The 22,427-nt window shown below is 72.1% G+C and carries 21 protein-coding genes; 12 read left to right on the top strand and 9 right to left on the bottom strand.

The genetic code is table 11. The features are described 5' to 3' along the window. Positions 1–113: 113 nt before the first annotated feature. Positions 114–914 (bottom strand): PaaX family transcriptional regulator C-terminal domain-containing protein, encoded by an 801-nt coding sequence (locus AB0959_RS25930; RefSeq protein ID WP_366828945.1) that lies wholly within the window; start codon positions 912–914, stop codon positions 114–116. Positions 915–1,038: 124 nt separating this feature from the next. Here AB0959_RS25930 and AB0959_RS25925 point away from each other — a divergent pair, with 124 nt between their 5' ends. Both AB0959_RS25925 and AB0959_RS25920 read left to right on the top strand, forming a co-directional pair. Beyond that, entirely contained in the window at positions 1,039–1,704 is a 666-nt protein-coding gene (locus tag AB0959_RS25925) for an SDR family NAD(P)-dependent oxidoreductase (RefSeq protein WP_366828944.1), read from the top strand. A 49-nt stretch (positions 1,705–1,753) separates the two neighbouring features. Then, on the top strand, positions 1,754–2,299 hold the full coding sequence (locus AB0959_RS25920) for a DUF6886 family protein (protein ID WP_366828943.1): 546 nt from the start codon (positions 1,754–1,756) through the stop codon (positions 2,297–2,299). Between the two features lie 61 nt (positions 2,300–2,360). Here the strand turns inward: AB0959_RS25920 and hypE are convergent, their stop codons facing one another. The 6 genes from hypE to hypA are packed head-to-tail and all read right to left on the bottom strand — an operon-like array spanning position 2,361 to position 8,447. Further along, on the bottom strand, positions 2,361–3,419 hold the full coding sequence (gene hypE, locus AB0959_RS25915) for a hydrogenase expression/formation protein HypE (RefSeq protein WP_366829039.1): 1,059 nt from the start codon (positions 3,417–3,419) through the stop codon (positions 2,361–2,363). A gap of 10 nt (positions 3,420–3,429) precedes the next feature. Beyond that, entirely contained in the window at positions 3,430–4,533 is a 1,104-nt protein-coding gene (gene hypD, locus AB0959_RS25910; RefSeq protein ID WP_366828942.1) for a hydrogenase formation protein HypD, read from the bottom strand. Then, positions 4,530–4,847 carry a HypC/HybG/HupF family hydrogenase formation chaperone gene (locus AB0959_RS25905; RefSeq protein WP_366828941.1) on the bottom strand — a complete coding sequence of 106 codons (318 nt, stop codon included), beginning with the start codon at positions 4,845–4,847 and terminating at the stop codon, positions 4,530–4,532. Before AB0959_RS25905 ends, hypD begins: the two co-directional genes overlap by 4 nt. Next, complete coding sequence (gene hypF, locus AB0959_RS25900) at positions 4,847–7,213, bottom strand: carbamoyltransferase HypF (RefSeq protein ID WP_366828940.1); 2,367 nt, start codon at positions 7,211–7,213, stop codon at positions 4,847–4,849. Before hypF ends, AB0959_RS25905 begins: the two co-directional genes overlap by 1 nt. Then, a complete protein-coding gene (gene hypB / locus AB0959_RS25895) occupies positions 7,210–8,094 on the bottom strand; it encodes a hydrogenase nickel incorporation protein HypB (protein ID WP_366828939.1) in 885 nt (294 codons plus the stop codon). Before hypB ends, hypF begins: the two co-directional genes overlap by 4 nt. Continuing rightward, positions 8,094–8,447, bottom strand: coding sequence for a hydrogenase maturation nickel metallochaperone HypA (hypA, locus tag AB0959_RS25890; protein WP_366828938.1), 354 nt, complete (start codon positions 8,445–8,447; stop codon positions 8,094–8,096). Before hypA ends, hypB begins: the two co-directional genes overlap by 1 nt. 146 nt (positions 8,448–8,593) lie before the next feature. On the opposite strand from hypA, the gene AB0959_RS25885 reads away from it, so the two are divergent. From AB0959_RS25885 to AB0959_RS25840, 10 genes are all read left to right on the top strand, one after another. Further along, positions 8,594–10,318 (top strand): enoyl-CoA hydratase-related protein, encoded by a 1,725-nt coding sequence (locus AB0959_RS25885; protein ID WP_366829038.1) that lies wholly within the window; start codon positions 8,594–8,596, stop codon positions 10,316–10,318. Between the two features lie 50 nt (positions 10,319–10,368). Beyond that, on the top strand, positions 10,369–11,427 hold the full coding sequence (locus tag AB0959_RS25880) for a hydrogenase expression protein HypE (RefSeq protein ID WP_366828937.1): 1,059 nt from the start codon (positions 10,369–10,371) through the stop codon (positions 11,425–11,427). A gap of 104 nt (positions 11,428–11,531) precedes the next feature. Continuing rightward, positions 11,532–13,334, top strand: coding sequence for a nickel-dependent hydrogenase large subunit (locus AB0959_RS25875; RefSeq protein WP_366828936.1), 1,803 nt, complete (start codon positions 11,532–11,534; stop codon positions 13,332–13,334). After that, positions 13,334–13,912 (top strand): NifU family protein, encoded by a 579-nt coding sequence (locus tag AB0959_RS25870; protein ID WP_366828935.1) that lies wholly within the window; start codon positions 13,334–13,336, stop codon positions 13,910–13,912. Before AB0959_RS25875 ends, AB0959_RS25870 begins: the two co-directional genes overlap by 1 nt. Beyond that, the gene (locus AB0959_RS25865) at positions 13,909–14,595 is read left to right on the top strand and encodes a DUF5947 family protein (protein WP_366828934.1); all 687 of its coding nucleotides are present in this window, start codon (positions 13,909–13,911) and stop codon (positions 14,593–14,595) included. The genes AB0959_RS25870 and AB0959_RS25865 overlap by 4 nt, the downstream gene beginning before the upstream one ends. Then, positions 14,580–14,786: a hypothetical protein gene (locus AB0959_RS25860; RefSeq protein WP_366828933.1), complete on the top strand. Its 207-nt coding sequence runs from the start codon at positions 14,580–14,582 to the stop codon at positions 14,784–14,786. The genes AB0959_RS25865 and AB0959_RS25860 overlap by 16 nt, the downstream gene beginning before the upstream one ends. Next, on the top strand, positions 14,783–15,481 hold the full coding sequence (locus tag AB0959_RS25855) for a DUF6084 family protein (protein ID WP_366828932.1): 699 nt from the start codon (positions 14,783–14,785) through the stop codon (positions 15,479–15,481). Before AB0959_RS25860 ends, AB0959_RS25855 begins: the two co-directional genes overlap by 4 nt. Continuing rightward, positions 15,478–16,515, top strand: coding sequence for a hypothetical protein (locus tag AB0959_RS25850; RefSeq protein ID WP_366828931.1), 1,038 nt, complete (start codon positions 15,478–15,480; stop codon positions 16,513–16,515). Before AB0959_RS25855 ends, AB0959_RS25850 begins: the two co-directional genes overlap by 4 nt. After that, entirely contained in the window at positions 16,512–17,276 is a 765-nt protein-coding gene (locus AB0959_RS25845; protein ID WP_366828930.1) for a hydrogenase maturation protease, read from the top strand. The genes AB0959_RS25850 and AB0959_RS25845 overlap by 4 nt, the downstream gene beginning before the upstream one ends. Positions 17,277–17,283: 7 nt before the next feature. Continuing rightward, positions 17,284–17,430 (top strand): hypothetical protein, encoded by a 147-nt coding sequence (locus AB0959_RS25840; protein WP_366828929.1) that lies wholly within the window; start codon positions 17,284–17,286, stop codon positions 17,428–17,430. A 55-nt stretch (positions 17,431–17,485) separates the two neighbouring features. Here the strand turns inward: AB0959_RS25840 and AB0959_RS25835 are convergent, their stop codons facing one another. Together AB0959_RS25835 and AB0959_RS25830 are read right to left on the bottom strand one after the other, a co-directional pair. Next, complete coding sequence (locus tag AB0959_RS25835) at positions 17,486–20,692, bottom strand: glycoside hydrolase (protein WP_366828928.1); 3,207 nt, start codon at positions 20,690–20,692, stop codon at positions 17,486–17,488. A 439-nt stretch (positions 20,693–21,131) separates the two neighbouring features. Then, positions 21,132–22,397 carry an FAD-dependent oxidoreductase gene (locus AB0959_RS25830; protein ID WP_366828927.1) on the bottom strand — a complete coding sequence of 422 codons (1,266 nt, stop codon included), beginning with the start codon at positions 22,395–22,397 and terminating at the stop codon, positions 21,132–21,134. Between the last annotated feature and the right edge of the window lie 30 nt (positions 22,398–22,427).

Here is a 22,427-nt window from a genome sequence, read left to right as displayed (position 1 = left end):
CAGCAATGACCGGCTGGAGCCGCAGTGACCAGCCACCACCAACGTACGACAAATATTCGACGGTCGTCTAGAAGGTGAAACGTATTGAGTTCGGTGAGGGTCCGTGCCGGCCCTCAGGCCGTGTCGATGAGCTCGTCCACGCACGTCTCGGCGGGGGCCCGCAGCAGGCCGTGCGCCTCCAGGAACGCCTCGTGGGCGAGGCGCCCGTGCCAGCCTCCGGGCAGCAGTTCGGGCGGCAGGTCGGGGTCGCGGAAGGGGAAGAGGCGGTAGTCGTGGATCAGGCGCATCCGCTCCACGAGCGCGGCCGCCCCCTGGAGGGTGCCGGCCCGGTAGCCGGTGAGCCGCGGCCGGTAGACGTCCAGGAGGTCGGCGTACTCCTGGTTCAGCTTGTCCAGTTCCCAGGCCCGGGCGGCGATGTCCCGGTCGGCCTCCAGCCCCGCCGAGCGGGAACGGAACGTGTCGAGCTTCACCGCGGGCACGCCGTCGAAGGCGTTCAGGACGTCACCGACGCGGTCGTGCGGACTGAGCCAGATCGCCGAGGAGAGCGGGCCGAAGCCGAACCAGGCGAGCTTCTTGCGCAGTTGCTCGCGCAGCGCCCGCTCGGTCTCCGGGACGGAGTAGACGACCATGTGCCACTGGCCGTCCCACGGGCCGCGCGCCCGCTCGAAGATCCGGGCGCGCCCCTCGTCGAGGAGTTCCCAGGCCGCGTCGGTGAGGGCGTAGACCGTTTCCCGTCCCTCTCGCCGGCTGTCCAGCCAGCCCTCCTTGCGCATCCGCGCCGCCACCACGCGGACCGTGGCCTCGGGGACCTCGAAGCACTCCATCAGCGCCACGAGCGTGCGCAGTCTGACCTCTCCGCCGCGATAGCGCAGGTAGTCTCCGAACAGGTCGAACACCAACGACCGCGCCTTCACGCGGATCACCTCCTGTCGACCCGGTCCGGGTCACCGCCTCCGAAGTGATTCGAGTGTAGAACGGGCGTCGCCGCACTGACACTCGACTCGGACACCGAACCGACCGCCCACGTGAGGGAACACCATGACCACCATCGCCATCATCGGGGCGGGCCCCGGTCTCGGCGCCGCCGTCGCGCACCGCTTCGGCCGTGAGGGTTTCGCCGTCGCGCTCGTCTCCCGCAACCAGGAGCGGACGAACGCCCTCGCCGCCGACCTGGCCGAGGAGGGCATCGCGGCGCGCGGTTTCGCCGCCGACGTACGCGACCCGGGCACCCTCGTCGCCGCCCTCGACGCGGCGCACAAGGAGCTGGGGCCGATCGAGATCCTGCAGTACAGCCCGGTCCCGCACCGGGACTTCATGCGGCCGGTCCTGGAGACCACTCCGGCCGACCTCGCCGGGCCGATCGAGTTCTCCGTCCACGGGCCCGTCGCCGCCGTGCGGCAGGTACTGCCCGGCATGCGCGCCCTTGGTCGCGGCACCGTCCTCCTCGTCAACGGCGGCACCGCCGTGGTTCCCCACCCGGACCGCGCCGGGACCTCCATCGCCTTCGCCGCCGAGAGCGCGTACGGGCAGATGCTGCACGACACGCTCGGTGCCGAGGGCATCCATGTGGCGCAGCTCGTCATCCCCGGCGCGATCGTCCCCGGACACCACAGGAAGGACCCGGCGGTACTGGCCGACACCCTCTGGGGCATCCACCGTGACCGGCAGGGCTTCCGGCACTTCGCCGACGACCTCGAGTCATGAATCACCCGGGCATCGCACGACGGGCGGGTGCGTGCGATAGAACCGCGGCATGCGCCCACGACCCGGAGAAGTGCTGCACTTCTCGGAGGACCCCACCATCACCGTGTTCCGCCCGCACGTCGCCGCCACCGCACAGCAGGATGAGGCGTACGTGTGGGCCGTCGACGACGCCCGGGCCCCGGACTACTGGTTCCCCCGCCAGTGCCCTAGAGCCATGGCGTGGACCGTACCGGGCGCGTCCGCCTCGGACCGGGACCGCGTCCTCGGGCCGGGCGGCGGCGAGCGCGTGCACGCGATCGAGTACGGCTGGCTGAAACGGTTCCTGCGCGTCGAACTGTTCGCCTACCGGTTCTCCGCCTCCGCGTTCCGGCCGTTCGGCGATCCGGTATCGCACGCCTTGGTGGCGACCGAGCCCGTAGAACCCCTGGGACCGGCGGAGCGAGTCGGCGACCTGCTCCAGCTTCACCGGGACGCCGGCATCCAACTGCGCGTCCTCGACAACCTCTGGGAGTTCTGGGACGCGGTGATCACCAGCACGCTGGGGTTCAGCGGCATCCGGCTGCGGAACGCGAGGCCCAGGCCCGACCGGCCCTGAGCGCGCGGAGGCGGACCCGGCCCGCCGGGAGGGCGCGGGCCGGGTCGTTGGGGGCCGTCGCTCAGCAGATGCGGGGCAGTTGCTCGCCCAGGGGCAGGTCCACGACGCGGGTGCCGCCGAGTCCCGTCCGGGCGACGACCATGCCCGGATGCTCGGACACGCAACGGCCGATGACGGCGGCGCCCGCGCCCTGCGGGTGGGCGCGCATCGCGGCGAGGACGGCGTCGGCGTGCTCGGGCGGCACGAACGCCACCAGGCGTCCCTCGTTGGCCACGAACAGCGGGTCCAGGCCGAGGAAGCCACAGGCGGCGGCCACCGACTCGGGTACGGGGACGGCGCTCTCGGTGAGGACGACACCGGTGCCGGACGCGGTGGCGATCTCGCACAGCGAGGTGGCGAGCCCGCCCCGCGTCGGGTCGCGCAGCACGTGCAGGTCCGGCGTGACCTCCAGTATCGCGGCCACCAGCCCGCCCAGCGGCGCGGTGTCGCTGACCACGTCGGACCCGAACTCCAGCCCCTCGCGCACGCTCAGCACCGCCACACCGTGGGCGCCGATCGGCCCGCTGACGATGACCACGTCTCCCGGAGTCGCCCGCTGCGGACGGATGTCGACGCCCTGCGGGATGAGCCCGATCCCCGACGTGTTGACGTACACCCCGTCGCCGTGACCCGACTCGACGACCTTGGTGTCACCCGTCGCCACCGTCACCCCGGCGGCGGAGGCGGCCGCCCCCACGGCCTGGGCGACGCGTCCCACCACGTCCAGCGGGACGCCCTCCTCCAGGATGAACGCCGTGGACAGGTAGGCCGCCCGGGCGCCGCTCATCGCCAGGTCGTTGACCGTGCCGTTGACCGCCAGGTCCCCGATGCTGCCGCCGGGGAAGAACAAGGGCCGTACGACGTAGGAGTCCGTGGAGAACGCCAGCCGGGCGCCGCCCAGTTCGACCGCCGCCGAGTCGGTGAGCGCGGCGAGTGTCTCGTTGCCGTACGCCGCGGCGAAGAGGTGCTCCGTCAGCTCGGCGGACAGCGCCCCGCCACCTCCGTGGCCCATCACCACCACCGGGTGGTCGCGCAGGGGCATGGGGCACGACCAGTTCGCGGGGTTCACGACCGGCACCATCGCGTCCGTGTCAGCCAACGGGGGCCACCTCCAGCCGCCGGTACAGGTAGTACGCCGCGCACGCGCCCTCGCTGGAGACCATCGTCGCGCCCAGCGGAGTGCGCGGCGTGCAGGTCGTGCCGAACGCGGCACACTCGTGGGGCTTGATCAGTCCCTGCAGCACCTCGCCGCTGCGGCACTCGGGGGACTCGACGGTCCGCACGTCGCCGACGTCGAAGCGGTGCTCCGCGTCGTACGCCCGGAAGGCCTCCGACAGCCGCCAGCCGCTGTCCGGGATCACGCCGATGCCGCGCCAGGCGCGGTCGGTGACCTCGAAGACCTCCTCGATCATGCGCAGCGCGGCCGGGTTGCCCGCCTCGCGCACCGCACGCGGGTAGGCGTTCTCCACCCGGTGCTCCCCGCGCTCCAGCTGACGGACCGTACGGCGCACGCCCTCCAGGATGTCCAGCGGTTCGAAGCCGGTCACCACGATCGGCACCCGGTGGCGCTCGGCCAGGTCGGGGTACTCGGCCATGCCCATCACACTGCACACGTGGCCCGCCGCGAGGAACGCCTGAACCCGGCACTCGGGCGCCGTCATGATCGCCTCGACCGCGGGCGGCACGCGCACGTGCGACACCAGCAGGCTGAAGTTGCGGATGCCGAGGCGGCGGGCCTCGTGGACGGTCATCGCGTTGGCCGGGGCGGTGGTCTCGAAGCCGATGCCGAAGAACACGACCTCCTTGTCCGGCTCGCGCCGGGCGATCTCCAGGGCGTCCAGCGGCGAGTACACCACCCGGACGTCGCCGCCCTCGCCCTTGACCCGGAACAGGTCACGGTCGGTGCCGGGCACGCGCAGCATGTCACCGAAGGAGCAGAACACGACGTTCGGGCGGGACGCGATCGCCAGCGCCTTGTCGATCATCTCCAGCGGCGTCACACACACCGGGCAGCCGGGCCCGTGAATCAACTCGACCTCGTCGGGCAGGAGTTGGTCGATGCCGTGCCGGATGATGGAATGGGTCTGCCCGCCGCAGACCTCCATCATCGCCCAGGGCCGGGTCACGGTGGCGCGGATCTCGTCCAGCAGCCGGCGGGCCAGCTCCGGGTCGTTGAACTCGTCGATGTACTTCACCGCACGCCCTCCTGCTCATGCTGCCCAGGGATGTCCGTGGCCGCTCCCTCCGCCTCGGCCCGCGCCCACGCGTCGCCGAACTCCTCTTCCAGCAGGCCGAGTTGCTCGAACAGTTCCAGCGAGGCGCGCGCCGACTCCTCGTCCAGCCGCTGCAGCGCGAAGCCGACGTGGACGATGACGTACTCGCCCACCTCGACGTCCGGGACGTAGGCCAGGCACACCTCCTTGACCACGCCGCCGAAGTCGACACGCGCCATGCGCGTGCCGTCCCGGTCCTCGATCCCGACCACACGGCCGGGCACCGCAAGACACATCAGCGTCCTCCTTGTCGTTGCCGTCGATCCCTGTGAGCCGCCACGGCCAACTGGCCGAGCGCGAGGCCGCCGTCGTTCGGCGGCACCCGCCGGTGGCGGAGCACCGTGAAGCCGTCCGCGTCCAGCAGCGCCGCGCACTCGGCGTCCAGCAGCGCGTTGGCGAACACCCCGCCCGACAGCGCGGCCACCTCCGCTCCCGTCTCCCGGCGGGCGGCCCGGCAGACCTTCGCCACGGCCACCGCCACCGCGCGGTGGAAACGGGCGGCGATCACCGGAACGGGCACCCCGTGCCGCACGTCGGCCACGATCGCGGCCAGCACCGGCCCGGGGTCCAGGCCGTCGGCGAAGACGTACGCCCCGGTCTCCTCCGGCCAGGCGAGGGCCGCGGCCGCCTCCAGTTCGATCGCGGCCTGCGCCTCGTAGCGGGACCGGTGGCAGACACCGGCCAGGGAGGAGACCACGTCGAAGAGCCGGCCCATGCTGGAGGTCGGTACACAGGCGATGTCCTGGTCCAACTGCTGTTCCAGCAGGCGCAGTTCGAGGGGCGTGCAGGCGGCGACACAGGGCACGTCCGCGTCCCAGGGCAGACAGGCCGCCCGCAGCCGGGCCAGCGCCATACGGCAGGGGTTCGCCACGCCCGCGTCACCCCCGGGCAGTTGCGCGTACGGCAGATGGGCGAAGCGGCGGTAGCCGTCGTAGCCGGCGATCAGCACCTCTCCGCCCCAGATCGCCTTGTCGTCGCCGTACCCGGTGCCGTCGAACGCGACGCCGATGACCCGCGCGCCGCCGTCCAGACCGTGCTCGGCCATCACGGACGCGATGTGGGCGTGGTGGTGCTGCACGGGAAGCAGGGGGAGGGCACGTGCCTCGGCCGTCCGCTTCGCCCACCGGGTCGAGTGGTAGCCCGGATGCCGGTCGGCGGCGAGCAGCTCCGGTTCGACCCCGGTCAGCGCGCGCAGACGGTCCTCGGCCCGCTCGAAGGCCCGTACGGTGGCCAGGTCGCCCATGTCACCGATGTGCGGCGAGAACCAGGCACTGCCCTCCGCCCCGAGACACAGGGCGTTCTTCAGGTCACCGCCCACGGCGAGCGCGGGGGAGACGGGGACCGGCAGCGCGACCGGTTCCGGGACGTGGCCGCGCGACCGGCGCAGGACGACCTCGCCGCCCCCGTCCGCACGCACACGCACCACGGAGTCGTCGCAGGGCACCTCGATGACCCGGTCGTGCCACAGCCAGGCGTCGGCGATCCCGGTGAGCCGCTCCCGCGCCTCGGTGTCGTCGGTGACGATCGGCTCCCCGGAACGGTTGCCGCTGGTCATCACCAGGACGTCGGGGCCCGGCGGATCACCCGGAAGGCCGAACAGCAGCCGGTGCAGGGGGGTGTACGGGAGCATCACCCCGACGTCCGGGCTGCCGGGGCACACCGAGTCGGCGAGCCCCTCGGCCCCCTCCCGGCGGCGCAGCAGCACGATCGGCCGCCGACGGCCCGTCAGGACCTCCCGCTCCTCCGGGCCGATGTGGGCCAGCCGCTCGGCCACCGCCGCGTCGGCACACATGACGGCGAAGGGTTTGCCGCCGCGCTCCTTGCGCCCGCGCAGGGCGGCGACGGCCCGCTCGTCGGTGGCGTCGCAGGCCAGGTGGTAGCCGCCGAGCCCCTTGACGGCCAGCACGGCGCCCCGCGCCAGCAGCCGCCGTGCCTCCGCGAGAGCCGCCCCGCCCTCGCACGGACGTCCGCCGGGGACGGTGAGCCGCAGCCGGGGCCCGCAGTCGTGGCACGCCACCGGCTGGGCGTGGAAGCGGCGGTCGGCCGGATCCGCGTACTCGGTGGCGCACTCCCGGCACAGGGGGAACGCGGCCATGGTGGTCGTCGCCCGGTCGTAGGGCAGAGCCGTGGAGATGGTGAAGCGGGGGCCGCAGTGCGTGCACGTGATGAACGGGTGCCGGTGGCGGCGGTCGGCCGGGTCCGCCAGCTCACGCAGACAGTCCTCGCAGGTCGCGATGTCCGGCGGGATGAGCGTCCGGCCCGCGCCGCCGCCCTCGGAGGTGTGGATGACGAACCCGGCCGCGCCGAGGGCCGGCACGGTCTCCTGCGCCACCTCCCGCACGTCCGCCAGCGGCGGCGGCCGCCCGGTCAGGGCCCGGCAGAACTCCGCCACGGACTCCGGCGCGCCCTCCACCTCGGCGACCACGCCCTCGACGCCGTTGCGCACGTGGCCCGCGAGGCCCAGCTCAGCCGCCAGACGGTGCACGAAGGGGCGGAACCCCACGCCCTGCACGGTCCCGCGCACGGTCACCCGCCGCCGTACCGCGGCCGGGTCGGCCGTGCCCGGGGCGGTCGTGCCCTGGGCGGTCGTCGCGGGGATCACGCGGGGGTGGCCGGGGCGACACGCCCGTGGTCGTGGTCGTGGTCGTGCCCGTGGGCGTCGTGAGCCTCGGCGGGGCCGTGGTCGTGGCCGTGGGTCTCGGCGGGGCCGTGGTCGTGTCCGTGGGTCTCGGCGGGGCCGTGGTCGTGGCCGTGGGTCTCGGCGGGGCCGTGGTCGTGGCCGTGGCGGCGCAGATGGTCCGCCGCGAGCAGCGGGGCGTGCGGCACCGTTCCGTCCGCGACGGCGATGACCCGGTCCAGCAGGGTGTCGACGCCCTGCCCGTCACGGGCCGAGGTGCGCAGGACCTCGACGCCGGGATTGACGCGCTCCACCGCTGCCGAGAAGACGGCGCTGTCGAAGCCGACGGCATCGCCGAGGTCCGTCTTCGTCAGCACCACGAGATGGGCGGCGCCGAAGGCGGTCGGGTACTTCAGCGGCTTGTCCTCGCCCTCCGTCACCGACATCAACGTGACGCGCAGCGTCTCACCGAGGTCGTAGGAGGCGGGACAGACCAGGTTCCCGACGTTCTCGACGAACAGCAGACGGATCCCGTCCGGGAGCCAGCCGTCGATGAGGCCGCGCAGCTGCGCGGCCTCGAGGTGGCACAGACCGCCGGTCAGCACCTGCTTCACGGGCGCCCCGGAGCGGGCCAGACGCCGGGCGTCGTTCTCCGTGGCCAGGTCCGCGGTGAGGGCGGCGACCGCCAGTCCGCGCTCGCGGGCCCGGCGCAGCACCAGCTCCAGCAGCGCGGTCTTGCCGCTGCCGGGACTGGAGAGCAGATTGACGGCGGTCACCCGCCGCGCGGCCAGATCGGCGCGGAGTTCCGCGGCCAGACCGTCGTTCTTGGCCAGCACGGCCGTTTGTACGTCGACGCTGCGGCACATCACGGGCTCCCTGCCATTCGTACCTCCGCCAGTTCCAGTTCCCGGCCGGTCAGCAACTCGGCCGCCGGGGTGTCGCAGTGCGGACACCACAACGCGGGCGGCGAACCGACCGCGAAGCGCGCGTCGCAGCCGCCGCAGCGGGCCCGCGCCGGTACCTCCTCGATGACCAGCTCGGCGCGGTCGAGAGCGGTGCCCTCGGCGACGAGTGAGAAGGAGAAACGCAGCGCCTCCGGGACCACACCCGCCAGCTCGCCGATCCGCAGCGTCACGGCCGCCACCGCGTCCGCCCCGTGCTCGCGGGCGACGTCCTCGGCGCTCTCCACGACGGCGGCGGCGATCGACAGCTCGTGCATGGTCCGCCACGCTAGGCACGGCCGCGGCCCCGGCCCGGCACGCGCGTACGGACGAGGTGTGTTTTCCCTCGGGCGGCCCAAGCGCGCGCCCCTCGGTGGCGTGCCTCGCACGTCGTGCGACTGCCGCCGGAGAGCATCACCGCGTGATGCGGATCCTCCTTCTCTCCAGCGCGTTCAACAGTCTCACCCAGCGGGTCTTCGCGGAGCTGCGCGACCTCGGGCACCCGGTCGCCGTGGAGTTGGCGCTCGGTGACGACCAGCGCCTCACCGCCGCCGTACGCGGCCACGAGCCCGACCTGATCATCGCCCCCATGCTGACGACCGCCGTCCCGGAAGACGTCTGGTCGGCGTACCCCTGCCTCATCGTCCACCCGGGGCCGCCCGGCGACCGCGGCCCGTCGTCCCTCGACCGCGCGGTTCAGGGAGGCCTCGACCGGTGGGGCGTGACCGTCCTGCAGGCCGTGGCCGAGATGGACGCCGGGCCGGTGTGGGCGTCGGCGGACTTCCCCGTGCCCCCGGACGTCGGCAAGAGCGACCTGTACCGGGGCGAACTGGCCGACGCCGCCCTGCGCGCGGTGCTGCTCGCCGTCGAACGCTTCACCTCGGGCACGTACACCCCGGTCACGCCGCCCACCCACACCTGGCAGCCCTACCTGCGCCAGGAGGAACGCCGCATCGACTGGACGCGCGACACCACCGAGACGGTGCTGCGCAAGCTGCGCGCCGCCGACTCACAGCCCGGCGTCCTCGACACCTTCCTCGGCGCCGAGTGGTACCTCCACGGCGGCCACCCCGAACCCCACCTCACCGGCCCCCCTGGCGAACTCCTGGCCACCCGCCACGGCGCGATCTGCCGCGCGACGGCGGACGGCGCGGTCTGGATCCCGGAGCTGCGCCGTCGCCGTGTTCCCGGGGGCCCGGCAACATTCAAACTGCCCGCGGCCCAAGCGCCCCTGAAGGGGCGCGGGGAACTGCGCGGGCAACCGACCACAACCGACACCCGACACCCAACAGGCGGGAGCTACTCGGACATCACCTACGAGGAACAAGACACCGTAGGTTACGTCCGCTTCCACTTCCCCGGCGGCGCCATGAACACCGACCGGTGCCGCCGCCTCCTCACCGCATACAGACACGCACGCACCCGCCCCGTCGACCTCATCGTGCTCGGCGGAAGAAGGGACTTCTTCTCCAACGGCATTCACCTGAACGTCATCGAGGCCGCCGAAGACCCCGCCGCCGAGTCCCTGGCCAACATCGAGGCCATCGACGACCTGGTGGAGGAGATCCTGACCACCACCGACCGCCTCGTGGTCGCGGCGCTTCCCGGCAACGCGGCCGCGGGGGGCGCGATGCTGGCCCTCGCGGCGGACGAGGTGTGGTGCCGCGCCGGTGCGGTCCTCAACCCGCACTACCGCCTGATGGGCCTGTACGGCTCGGAGTACTGGACCTACACCCTGCCGCGCCGGGTCGGCCCCGAGGCCGCTGCGCGGCTCACCGAGGACGCGCTGCCGCTCACCGCCGCCGCGGCCCAGGCGCTCGGGCTGGTGGACCGGGTCGTGGAGTGCGCACCGGGGGAGTTCGCGGGGGAGGTCGCCCGGATGGCCGCCCGGCTGGCCCGTTCCGAGGGGCTGCCCGCCCGGTTGGGTGCGAAGAAGGCCGCCCGGGAGCGCGACGAGGCCGCACGCCCGCTCAGCGCCTGGCGCGACGACGAACTGGAGCGCATGCGTGCCGTCTTCGACGACCCGGCCGCCCCGTACCACGGCTTGCGTTCCGCCTTCGTCCGCAAGCGGCGGCCGAAGGAGACACCGGAACACCTCGGCACCCCGACACGGGAGCATCCCCGAACGGAGTGTCCGAATGGTGGCTGATTGTCATTTATGTCAGCCTGCTGCGGGGGACGCCGTCAGGAAGGGATCCCATGAGCACCGACATCCAGGAGGCCCCCGCGGCCGTGGAGGAGGTTCACATCCTGTGGACCTCGGAGGGCATGAGCTGCGACGGTGACACCGTCTCGGTCACGGCGGCCTCGCTGCCGAGTCTGGAGGACGTGGTCCTCGGCGCCATTCCGGGGCTGCCGAAGGTCGTCCTGCACAACAAGGTGCTCGCCTACGAGACCGGTGACGACTTCATGCGCGCCTTTCGCCAGGCCGCCGACGGCGAGCTCGGTGCCCCGTACGTCCTCGTGGTGGAGGGCTCGATCCCCAACGAGCGCATCAACGGCGACGGTTACTGGACCTCGATGGGCAACGACCTGCGCACGGGCGAGCCCATCACCTTCAACACCTGGATCGACCGGCTCGCCCCCGGAGCCTTCGCCGTCGTCGCGATCGGCACCTGCGCCACGTACGGCGGCATCCACGCCATGGCGGGCAACCCCACCGGCTGCATGGGCCTGGCCGACTACCTGGGCTGGGACTTCCGCTCGGCCGGCGGGCTGCCGATCGTCAACGTGCCCGGCTGTCCCGTCCAGCCCGACAACTTCATGGAGACCGTGACCTGGCTGCTCTACCAGGCCGCCGGCATGGCCCCGCCCATCCCGCTCGACGAGCAACTGCGGCCCACCTGGCTGTTCGGCAAGACCGTGCACGAGGGCTGCGACCGTGCCGCGTACTACGAGCAGGGCGACTTCGCCAAGGACTACAACTCGCCCAAGTGCCAGGTGAAGATCGGCTGCTGGGGCCCGGTCGTCAACTGCAACGTCACCAAGCGCGGCTGGATGGACGGCATCGGCGGCTGCCCCAACGTCGGCGGCATCTGCATCGGCTGCACCATGCCCGGCTTCCCCGACAAGTTCATGCCGTTCATGGACGAGCCGCCCGGGGCCAGCGTCTCCTCCGGCCTCGCGGCCTCCACGTACGGACCGCTGGTGCGCACGCTGCGCGCCATCACCAACCGTTCGGTCAACAAAGAGCCCAAGTGGCGCCACAACCGTACCGAGCTCACCTCCGGCTTCGCCCCGCGCTGGCCCGGCCGCTGACCCGACCCCCGAACCTCGGCCCCGAAACTCCACGCCCGCCCCGTGCGTGCTCCCCCCCCGCGTGACACCCCTCTGTGCCCCCATGTGCGAAAGGACCCCGCCCAGTGACGACGAGCCAGGCCGCTCCCACGGAGCAGCGCACCCTCACCGACGTCGCGTTCGACCCGATCACCAGGATCGTCGGTAACCTGGGCATCTATACGAAGATCGACTTCAACGCCCGTGAGGTCGTGGAGTGCAGGAGCACGTCCTCGATCTTCCGCGGCTACAGCGTCTTCATGAAGGGCAAGGACCCCCGCGACGCGCACTTCATCACCAGCCGCATCTGCGGCATCTGCGGGGACAACCACGCCACCTGCTCGGTGTACGCGCAGAACATGGCGTACGGGGTGAAGCCGCCGCCGCTCGCCGAGTGGATCATCAACCTCGGCGAGGCCGCCGAGTACATGTTCGACCACACGATCTTCCAGGACAACATGGTCTTCGTCGACTACTGCGAACGCATGGTCAAGGAGACCAACCCGGGCGTGTGGGAGCGGGCCGAGCGCACCCCCGCCCCGCGCGGCGACCAGCACGGCCACCGCACCATCGGCGACATCATGCGCTCGTACAACCCCTTCGAAGGGGCCACGTACAAAGAGGCGCTGGTCATGAGCCGCCTCACCCGCGAGATGATCTGCCTCATGGAGGGCCGCCACGTGCACCCCTCCACGCTCTACCCGGGCGGCGTCGGCACGGTCGCCACGCCCCAGCTGTTCACCGACTACCTGGTCCGCCTCACCCGCTGCCTGGACTTCGTCAAGCGCGCCGTCGCCATGAACGACGACGTCTTCGACTTCTTCTACGAGGCCCTGCCCGGCTACGAGGAGGTCGGCCGCCGCCGCACCATGCTCGGCTGCTGGGGCGCCTTCCAGGACCCGGAGATCGTCGACTACGACTACAAGAAGATGAACGAGTGGGGCAACCGCATGTTCGTCACCCCGGGCATCGTGGTCGACAACCAGCTCGTCACCACGGACCTGGTGGACATCAACCTCGGCATGCGCATCCTGCTCGGCAGCTCCTACTACGAGGACTGGACCGGCGAGGAGACCTTCGTCGACAAGGACCCGCTGGGCAACCCGGTCGACAAGCGCCACCCCTGGAACCAGACCACCCTGCCCGCCCCGCAGAAGCGCGACCTCAACGGCGGCAACTACAGCTGGGTGATGAGCCCCCGCTGGTTCGACAAGCGCACCAACGACTTCCTCGCCCTGGACACCGGCGGCGGCCCCATCGCCCGCCTGTGGGCCACCGCCCTCGCGGGGAAGGTCAACACCCCGCACGTGCGCTCCACCGGGCACAGCGTGCAGATCGACCTGCCGAAGACACCGTCCTCGCCGGAGGTCCGGCTGGAGTGGACCCCGCCGCCCTTCCCCAACACCATCGAGCGCAACCGCGCCCGCATGTACTTCGTCGCCTACGCGGCCGGCATGGCGCTGCACTTCGTCGACCAGGCCCTGAACGAGGTCCGCTCCGGCGTCACCAAGACGTTCCAGGACTTCAAGGTGCCCAAGGACGCCATCGGCGTCGGCTTCCACGAGGCCGTACGCGGCGTCCTGAGCCACCACATGGTGATCCGCGACGGCAAGATCGCCAACTACCACCCGTACCCGCCGACCCCGTGGAACGCCAGCCCCCGCGACTTCTACGGCACCCCCGGCCCGTACGAGGACGCGGTGCAGGGCTGCCCGATCTTCGAGGAGAACGGGCCGGAGAACTTCAAGGGCATCGACATCATGCGCACCGTCCGCAGCTTCGACCCCTGTCTGCCGTGCGGTGTCCACATGTACCTCGGCGGCGGACGCACCCTCACCCAGTCCCACTCGCCGACCTTCGGCGCGCTGGCCGGCCAGGCGGGTCACTGATGCCCCTCGATCCCTGGGACGACGCGTACGCCCGCGGCCAGGTGGCGCTGGCCGAGGAGCGGCTGTCCGGCCTGGACACCCTGCCGGACGGCGTCGCCGCGGCCCGGGCCGCACAGACCGTCGAGACACTCGTCGGGCTGTACGGGCAGTGCCTGGGACGGATCACCGCCCACCTGGCCGAACACCCGGACCTGCTGGCCCGGGTGGCCGACGACGAACTGGTCGGCCATCTGCTGCTGATCCACGACCTGCACCCCGACCCGGCCGAGACCCGCGTCCTGCAGGCCCTCGCCGCGCTGCCCGGTCCTCCGGAGCTGGTGGAGCTGTCCGAGGGCGCCGTACGCGTCCGGATCCAGGGCGGTGGCTGCGGTTCGGCCGGGACCGAGCAGGCCGTACGGGACGCGGTGGCCGCCCGGGCACCGGAGATCGAGGACGTACGGATCGAGAGCGGTCCGGCGAAGGGGGCGCTGATCCCCGTCGACGCGCTGTTCCGCGACCGGGACGGGGACGGGGACCGTGGCCTCGGCCCAGGTCGCGACCGTACCCGTACGCCCGTCGGCGGAGGTGCCTGCGGATGAGCGGGCTGCGGCGCGTGGCCCGGCGGGCGGCCCGGGCCGACGACCGGCGCGATCGTGAGCAGCGGTGCGACCTGTGCGCCGAGCCGCTGGCGTACGGGCACCCGCACCGCCATGTGCTCCAGCTCGCCACCGGCGGCGTCTCCTGCGCCTGCCGCGCCTGCGCCGTGCTGTTCGACCACGGTGACACCTCGTCCGGTGGCTACCGGCTGCTGCCGGAGGAGCGGCGACGGCTCGAGGACTGCCACATCGGCGACACCGTGTGGGCCGGCCTCGGCGTCCCCGTCTCCCTCGCCTTCTTCACCCGTTCGGGCGAGACCGGAGAGATCACCGCGGCGTACCCGAGCCCGCTGGGCGCGCTGCGCGCCACCGTCCCTCCGGACAGCTGGCGGGAGGTCGAGCGATGCCACCCCGACCTGCCGGAGTCCGTCTCCGACGTGTGCGCCCTGCTGGTGAACCGGGCCCGTGGAGCGAGCGAGCACTGGCTCGTCCCGCTCGACGACTGCTACCGCCTGGTCGCCGTCGTCCGCGCACACTGGAAGGGACTGGACGGTGGCCCCGAGGTGTGGCAGCGGGTCGAGGACTTCTTCCGCGCACTCACCGAACCGACCGAAGCGACTGAACCCACCGAACCCACCGAACCCACCCCCTTCACCATCGAGGAGGCGTCATGGGCATCACCGTAGGCAGACCCGACGTCGAGCCCGACAAGCCCGCGCACGTCGCCGGCGTACGGCGCGGCAACCACAAGGGCATGTACAAGCACCAGCCCGGACACCGCCGCGACGACCGCTCCACGGCCCGCCGCTCCACCGGCATCAACGCCCGGAACCGCAACCCGGTCGACCGGGACATGCCGAACCTGTCCCCCGCATGACGGCGCCGCCCGCGCTGTCCGCTCCGGTGACGCCGGACCTCGCGTTCGCCGTCACCGGAGTGCGGGAGGAACGCTTCGCCGCGCTGCCCACCCTCCGTTTCCGGCTGGAGATCACCAGGACCGGCGGCAGCCCCGTCGGCTCGATCGCCCTCAACACCGTCCTGCGCATCGACGTGGCCCGCCGCCGCTACGGGCGGGAGACCGAGGACGCCCTGGCCGAGCTGTTCGGGGCACCGGAGCAGTGGGCGAGCGGCATGCGGCCGCTCACGTGGGCGCGGACCACCGTCCACGTCCCCGCCTTCGACGACCGCACGGCTGTGGACATCCTCGTCGAGTGCCCCTACGACACCGAGCTGGCCGTCACCAAGTACCTGCGCGCGGTGGGCGAAGGCGACGTACCGCTGGACTTCCTCTTCAGCGGCACCGTCTTCCACCAGGCCCCGGGCGGGCGCGGGCTCGCCGCCTCCCGGATCTCCTGGACCGACGGCGACACGCGCTACGCCCTGCCGGCCGGCCTGTGGCACTCCTTGACCGACCGCTACCACGCGGGCAGCCCCTGGCTGCGGCTGTCCCGGGACACCTACGACCGACTCGACGCCTACCGCGCCCGGCATGTCCTCGGCAGCCCCGACGACGCCGTGCGCGCCCTGCTCGACAGTGCCGCCCTCCACCACTCGGGGACCTCCACCTCATGACCCTCACCGACCACTCGGAACTCTCGGACGCCTCGGACGCCTCGGACCTCTCCGACGTCGAGAAGATCACCCGGACCTGCCTGTACGAGGGCTATCTGCTGTGGCCCTACCGGCGGTCCGCGCTGAAGAACACCAAACGCTGGACCTTCGGCGGCGTCTTCCCCGCCGTCTGCGCGGACGCGCTCGGCGAGCGGGCCGTCATGACCACACAGGTGCTCCACGAGGGACCCGCCGACGACCTGACGGTGCGTGTGCGGTTCCTGCAGGTGGTGGACCGCACGGTCATGCGGGACGGCCTCCCCGTCGACGAGCTGACCGTGGCGGGGGAGCGATACGTCAGCTGGCAGGAGGTGACCGAACGCGAGGTCGTGCTGACCGGCGGCCCCGGCGCCGCGGCCGTCGACATTCCCGAGGGCACCGACACCGAGCCCCTGGGCGCGGCCGCCGCCCTCGTACGTACCTGGCGACGGCTCACCGGCACGGTGGAGGTCACGGCCGAGCCGGTCGCGGACGGCGTACGCCGGCTGACCGTGCGGATCGCCAACACCACCGACTGCCCGGTCCCCGAGCAGGGCGCCCGGCACGCGCGCGAGGCCGCCGCCTCGTACGCCTTCGTCTCCACCCACACCGTGCTGCACAGCGAACGCGGCCGCTTCGTCTCCCTCGTCGACCCGCCCACCGCCCTGCGCGACCACGTGGCCGCCTGCCGCAACGAGGGCACCTGGCCGGTGCTGGTCGGCACCGACGAACAGGACGGCCGGGCGCACACCGTGCTGTCCTCGCCGGTCACGCTGTACGACTTCCCGCGCGTGGCACCCGAGAGCCCGGGCGACCTCTTCGACGGGACGGAGATCGATCAGCTGCTCGTGCTGAGCGTGCTGAGCCTGACCGAGGAGGAGCAGGCCGAGGCGCGGGCGAGCGACCCTCGGGCACGAGAGATCCTCGACCGCTGCGCCGGGCTCGGCACCGACGAGCTGATGGGACTGCACGGGGCCATCCGGGAGTTCCGCGCGGCCACGGGGGAGGCGATGTGAACGGCGTCTCCTACCGGCCCGGCACCCGGGTGCGGCTGAGGCCGTCCCGGCGGGCGGACATCATGGACCTGGCCCTTGCCGGACGTATCGCCGAAGTCGCCGCGGTGGAGGAGGACTTCGAGGGACAGGTGCACGTCGCGGTCGTCCTCGACGGCGACCCGGGCCGCGACCTCGGCTCCGCGAGCCAGATCGGCCACCGGTTCTTCTTCGCCCCCGACGAACTCGAACCGCTCGAGGGAACGGAGGGCGGACCGCCGGGCCATCGCGTGCTCGTCGCGGGCGTCGGCAACATCTTCATGGCCGACGACGGCTTCGGCCCCGAGGCCGCCACCGCCCTCGCCGGCCGACCCTGGCCCGACGGTGTCCACGTCGCCGACTTCGGCATCCGCGGGATGGACCTGGCCTACCGCATGCTGGACGGATACGACACCGTCGTCCTGCTCGACGCCATGCCCCACGGGGAGTCACCCGGCACCCTCAGCCTCATCGAGCCCGATGTCGCCGCGCTGCCCGGCGGGGCCGCTCCCGAGGCCCATGCCATGGACCCCGTCAAGGTCCTCGCCCTCGCCCGCCACCTGGGCGACGGGGAACTGCCCCGCGTGCTCGTCGTCGGGTGCGAACCCGAAGTCCGTATGAAGGGCGACGAAGTGGACGTCGTCGTCGGCCTCAGTGAACCGGTCCGTGCGGCCGTCGAGCGGTCCGTGCCGTTCGTCGAGTCCCTGGTCGCCGACCTGTTCGCCGACGCAGCGGAGAGGAGGTGAACCTGCCATGAGAATGAGATTGAGGAAGAAAGGCCTCTTCATCCCCTCCAGCATCGTGAGGGCCTCGGCCGGAGCCGTCACGGCCGTCCTGGTCCTGATCGCCCTGACCGAACTGCCGGAGATGCGCCGCTACTTGAAGCTGAAGTCGATGTGACCGGGAGGGGGAGCCGAGCGCGGCTCCCCCTCCCGACGCGTTGCGGTGCCTCCCCTCAGCGGCGCACGAGGTCGATCCGGTACGTCCGTGTCCGTGACCCGTCCTCAGCGGTCACGGTGACGACGGCCCGTGTCCGCCGGCCCTCGGTGCTCCGGTCGACCGCGACGGTCGCGTAGGGGTCGCGTGCGGTCGCCGTGACCGTGCTCCGGTTCGGGTCGTCGCTGACGACCCGGTAGTCGGTCGTGCCGGGGCCGAACCCCGCGACAGGGACGCCGTCCACCTCGATCGACGTGGCGGCGGCGTCCGAGGAGACGCCGGGTGCCCTGGCGTACACCTCGATCTCGCTCATGGTGATGTAGCCGCCCTGACGTGCCGTCATCACCACGCGTACCGCGGTCGCGGGCCCCGCCTCCAGCGGGACGTCGACCACCGGCGTGCCCTCGGCCCCGACCTCGACGGCCTGACTCGCGTCCGTCCACGCACCGTCGCCGGCCTTCCGGACCTGCGCCTTCAGACTCTCGGGAAACGAGGCGTTGCCCCCGTCCCGGTGGAAGTGGGCCACGATCCGGTCCAGGTCGCGTGCGGCGGGCAGTGTGAAGGTGATGGTGTCGGAGGGGTTCTTGGCGTTCCCCGGCTTCCAGTTGGACCAGGCCTTCTCGGAGAGGTCGCCGTTGCGCAGGCGTTCCGCGGAGTAGCCGCTCTCGGTGAACGTGGCGTCGACCGAGACGCCGTCGTCGGGCGCGATGTTGGCCTCCACCGGTTCGGTGACCTGCACCCGCACGGACGCGTCGGCCGTGCCGCCGCCCACGACCCGGGCGACACCGCGCAGTGTCACGACCCCGGCCTTGTCGAACGCGCCGTCCGCTACCGGGCCCCAGGTCACCGGGAGTTGGGCCCGGCCGCCGTGCCGGCCGACGCCGACGACCGTGGCCGGCAGCTCCGGCTTCCCGCCCACGTAGGTCTTGGCGCGGCCGGGGAGGGTCGAGGCGATCGTGTCGACGGTGACGACCGCCCTCGCGAGGACGCTCCGCCCGAGGGGGTCGGTCGCCTTGCCCGTGACGCGCACGGTCCCTGGCTCGCGCCACTTGCGGTCGGAGGGCATGTTCCACACCACGGGCAGCGAGCCCCGGGCGCCGTCCCGGAACACCGGCTTCACCGTCACCGGGAGCTTCGGCGGCAGGCCGGGGACGGTGAACGCCTCGGCCGGCTCGGTACGCAGCACCGTCTCGTCGGTCACGGTCCAGCGCTGGTTCGCCGCCGAGGTCGGGGTGTACGTCGACACCTTGGCGCCGTCCGTCGCGGACTGTCCGGTGACGTCGACCAGGCGGCCGGTGGCGGCGTTGACGAAGGTCCAGGTGGTGTCGCCGGTCGTCGACATGATCCACTGGGCGGCTTCGGCGACCTTGCCGTCCCGTGTGTCCGGGTCCTCCAGGACGGCCTGGTCGTCGCGTACGGCGAGCCGCTTGCCGGTCGTGGCGTGGGTGAGGGCGTAGCGCTCGCGGTGGTCCGTGCCGCGCGTCAACTGCCTGACGGACCACAGCTGTTCGGCGCTGCCGGGGTCGGTCGTACGGATGACGACGCCGCTGCCGTCGGCCGACGGAGCCAGCGACTTCCCGCTCTGCGCGCCCTGGAGCCGGTAGACGTGGCCGGGCTGCACGAGGGCGGCATCCTTCGCCACCCCGATGACGCCCTGGACCAGGAAGGTCGTGACCGACTTCGCCGGGACGGCGAGAGTGGCCGACCGGTTGGTCACCGGGACCGGGGTGCCGCGTACGAGGGCGCCGTCGGCGCTCGTCACCACGGGTGTCACCGTGGCCTTCTGCGTGATCTTGCCGAAGCGCGAGAGGTCGAGGGTCACGGAGCGCGCGGACGTGCCGCTGTTCACGTGCACGACGGTCGCCGCACGGCCGGACTTCCTGACGGCCGCGACGCTGGAGGGATCGTCTACCTTCACGAAGTGGTCGCCGGGGCGGATGTGATGGGTGAAGTTCCGGATGGTGTTGAACTTGGAGTTGGTCCGGATCGGGCAGGTCTCCAGGGTGTCCTCGGCGGTGCAGTTGAACGGGACGTGGATGCTGCCCCAGTTCTTGCCGGCCGCGGCCTGGGGGATGGCGTCCTCGACGGGCTGCCAGAACACCCAGGCGGAGGGCTCCAGTTCGCGCATGTCGTCGACCATCCGGGTGGCGATGCCGAGCCCCGGCTCCATGCCGGTGAAGTCGGTGCCCGTGCCCCAGGTGCCCTCGACCTCGCTCATCCACAGCTTCTTGTCGGCGCCCTTGGCGATGTCACGTGCGCTGGTGCGCATGCCCGTGCCGTAGGTGTGCACGTTGAGCTGGTCGACGGCGTCCCGGGCGGCGGTGCCGTAGGCGTTCCAGTTCTGGGTGAAGATGCCGGGGTTGGTCTCGTCCATCGCGGAGACCTCGGCGCGGGTCTTCGCCCCGCCCAGCGCCTTGGCGAGGGCGAGGACCACCTTCTGCTGGAGTTCCGGTCCGGCGTGCGCGCCTTCCTGACGCCCGCCCGTGGGCCGGCCGTCCGCTCCGATCTGGGAGCCCCAGTAAGGGGTGTTGGGCTCGTTGAGCGGGTCGATGGTGTCGAACCTGATGCGGTGCTTCTTCTCCAACTGCTCGGTCACGCGCACCAGATAGGTGGCGAAGTCGTCGACGCGGTCGGCCCGGATCTGGTCGGTGCTCGCGTCGAAGCCCCCGGAGACGTATCCGCTGACCGTCTGGAACCACGGCGGTGAGTTGCTGAACGCCTCCCAGCCGGTGACCTTGTTCTTGACCTGGTCCACCCACCAGCGCTGGCCCGCGTCGGCGTCCCAGTTCCAGTGGTCCTTGTCGTTCGGGTCCCACCAGTCCATGTCCTGCCGTGTGGTTCCCTCGGGGGCCTTCCAGAAGCCCTCCATGGTCGCGCCCGCCTTCATGTAGTCCTTGCGGACGTCGGGCGCGTTGCCACCGCCGATGTTGTAGCGCGCGATGTTCAGGGCGAGACCGTCCTCGCCGAACAGCATGTCGACGAGCCGTCTTCGGATGGGATCCGGATAGCCGCCCGTGGCGTTGGCGAACCAGACGAGACTCGTTCCCCACCCCTCGAACTCCTGCTGCTGGTAGGACGGGTCGAGCCGCACCGTGACCGCACTCTGCGGCGGCGCGTCCGCGGCGGCCGCCGGTACGGTCGCGGCCGGTGCGGCGACGAGACCCGCGCCGAGCACCAGGGGAACTGCGGGCGCCAACGCCCGGATGATGCGATGTCGGCTGGACACGGCACTCCCTTCCAGAACACTCCGGAACACAGAGGCGAACAGAATCGACCAGAAGTCATCGAGCTCCCCGCATGCTTGATGACAGATGTGGACACGTCAAGGCGTCGGGCGGGTACTGGCTTGATGTAGGAGCTCACCTGGCGGCCGACCATGATCGCGGAGCCGGCTGAGCGCATCGGCGAGGCCATCGCCACCGTCTGCGCCGTCGTCGACCACGAACTCGTCCTGCTCGGGGCCCATCGGCAGCCACCCCGCCCTGCTGGACCCCGTCCGCGAGGCCCTGAACACGCTCGCCCCGCTGCCTCCGCCCGTCGAGTCCGGCGCCCTCGGCGAAGCCGCCCCGCTCCGCGGAGCCCTCACCGTCGCCCTGCGCCGCGCCCGCGTCGACCTGCGCAGCAACGCCGGCGACAGTTGAGGGCGCACGCCACCACCGCCCCGTTCAGACCCGTACCGAGTCCAGCGGGATCGTCGGGTAGAGGTCCGGTTCCTGCTCGGGGCTCAGGGCGGTCGGGCCGTAGATCCAGTCGGTGAAGGCGTAGTCGTAGGTGTCGCGGGCGCGCAGCAGCGCGTTGCGGCGCAGTCGTTCGGTCCCGTCGTGGTGCCAGAGCCGGCCCCACTCGCGTGCGGTGAGGACGACGCGGCGGCAGTGCTCGGGCCGAACGGCCTCGTACGCCCCGAGGGCCGACCCCCAGTCGACGCCCGACGAACCGTGCGAACGCCGCGCCCTCTGGGCGCCGACGTGCTCGGCGAGCACCCAGCCGTCCTCGATGGCCATCACCGCGCCCTGGGCCATGTACTGCAGCGGCGGATGGGCGGCGTCGCCGAGCAGGGCGATCCGTCCGCTGACCCAGTGCGTGACCGGGTCGCGGTCGACCATGCGCCACCGGCGGTCGCGCCACATCAGCGGCAGCCCCCGCTGGATCTGCCCGCACATGCCCTCGAAGGCCCGGTCGAGCTCGTCCGGAGTGCCCCGGTCCTCCTCGCCGGCCGGCGCGCTGGGCGACTCGAAGACGGCGACCTGGTTGAACATCCGGCCGCCGCGCAGCGGGTACTGCACGAAGTGGCAGCGTGGGCCGACGTACACGACCACGTCCTTCTCGTGCACGCCGTTGCCGCGCACCCGGTCGTACGGGAGCGCCGCGCGGTAGGCCACGTACGCCGAGTCGACCGTCTCGTCGTGGACGAGCAGCGAACGGGCGACCGAGTGGAGGCCGTCCGCGGCGATGACGACCTTGGCCTCGTCGGACCGGCCGTCGGCGAAGGTGACCCGCGCGCCACCCTCGACGTTCGCGTACGACACGCCGCGCGCGCCCGTCACCAGCTCGACACCCGTCCGCTCGCAGGCGCGCAGGAAGACGCCGTGCAGGTCGCCGCGGTGCAGCACCATGTACGGGAAGCCGTAACGCCTCTCCACATCCCTCAGGTCCAGACGGGTCAGCTCATCCCCGTCGACGGCGTCCTTCATGACCATGTTCTCGGGCAGCATACCCAGCGGGACCACCTCGTCGAGGACGCCGTGGCCGGCGAGGATCCGGGTGCAGTTCGGCGCGATCTGGAGGCCGGCGCCGACCTCGCCGAACTCCGCGGACCGCTCGTACAGACGCACTCCCAGCCCCTTGCGGGCCAGGGCCAGCGCTGCCGAGAGGCCGCCGATCCCACCGCCGACGACGAGGACGTCGGGGCGGTGTCTGTCCGCTGTGCTCATGTCCTTCTCCTCGGGGGCCGGTTCCTCGTC

Origin of the sequence: Streptomyces sp. NPDC046862 (assembly GCF_040704615.1) — a bacterium.
Lineage (GTDB): Bacteria > Actinomycetota > Actinomycetes > Streptomycetales > Streptomycetaceae > Streptomyces.
The sequence above is the reverse complement of the archived record's forward strand: the minus strand, read 5'-3'. Positions and strand labels throughout refer to the sequence as shown.

Coding starts and splice junctions, on each gene's coding strand:
- AB0959_RS25925 (WP_366828944.1), top strand. CDS start 1,039: ATGACCACCATCGCCATCATCGGGGCGGGCCCCGGTCTCGGCGCCGCC.
- AB0959_RS25920 (WP_366828943.1), top strand. CDS start 1,754: ATGCGCCCACGACCCGGAGAAGTGCTGCACTTCTCGGAGGACCCCACC.
- hypE (WP_366829039.1), bottom strand. CDS start 3,419: ATGGTGCCGGTCGTGAACCCCGCGAACTGGTCGTGCCCCATGCCCCTG.
- AB0959_RS25905 (WP_366828941.1), bottom strand. CDS start 4,847: ATGTGTCTTGCGGTGCCCGGCCGTGTGGTCGGGATCGAGGACCGGGAC.
- hypB (WP_366828939.1), bottom strand. CDS start 8,094: ATGTGCCGCAGCGTCGACGTACAAACGGCCGTGCTGGCCAAGAACGAC.
- hypA (WP_366828938.1), bottom strand. CDS start 8,447: ATGCACGAGCTGTCGATCGCCGCCGCCGTCGTGGAGAGCGCCGAGGAC.
- AB0959_RS25885 (WP_366829038.1), top strand. CDS start 8,594: ATGCGGATCCTCCTTCTCTCCAGCGCGTTCAACAGTCTCACCCAGCGG.
- AB0959_RS25880 (WP_366828937.1), top strand. CDS start 10,369: ATGAGCACCGACATCCAGGAGGCCCCCGCGGCCGTGGAGGAGGTTCAC.
- AB0959_RS25870 (WP_366828935.1), top strand. CDS start 13,334: ATGCCCCTCGATCCCTGGGACGACGCGTACGCCCGCGGCCAGGTGGCG.
- AB0959_RS25865 (WP_366828934.1), top strand. CDS start 13,909: ATGAGCGGGCTGCGGCGCGTGGCCCGGCGGGCGGCCCGGGCCGACGAC.
- AB0959_RS25860 (WP_366828933.1), top strand. CDS start 14,580: ATGGGCATCACCGTAGGCAGACCCGACGTCGAGCCCGACAAGCCCGCG.
- AB0959_RS25855 (WP_366828932.1), top strand. CDS start 14,783: ATGACGGCGCCGCCCGCGCTGTCCGCTCCGGTGACGCCGGACCTCGCG.
- AB0959_RS25850 (WP_366828931.1), top strand. CDS start 15,478: ATGACCCTCACCGACCACTCGGAACTCTCGGACGCCTCGGACGCCTCG.
- AB0959_RS25840 (WP_366828929.1), top strand. CDS start 17,284: ATGAGAATGAGATTGAGGAAGAAAGGCCTCTTCATCCCCTCCAGCATC.
- AB0959_RS25830 (WP_366828927.1), bottom strand. CDS start 22,397: ATGAGCACAGCGGACAGACACCGCCCCGACGTCCTCGTCGTCGGCGGT.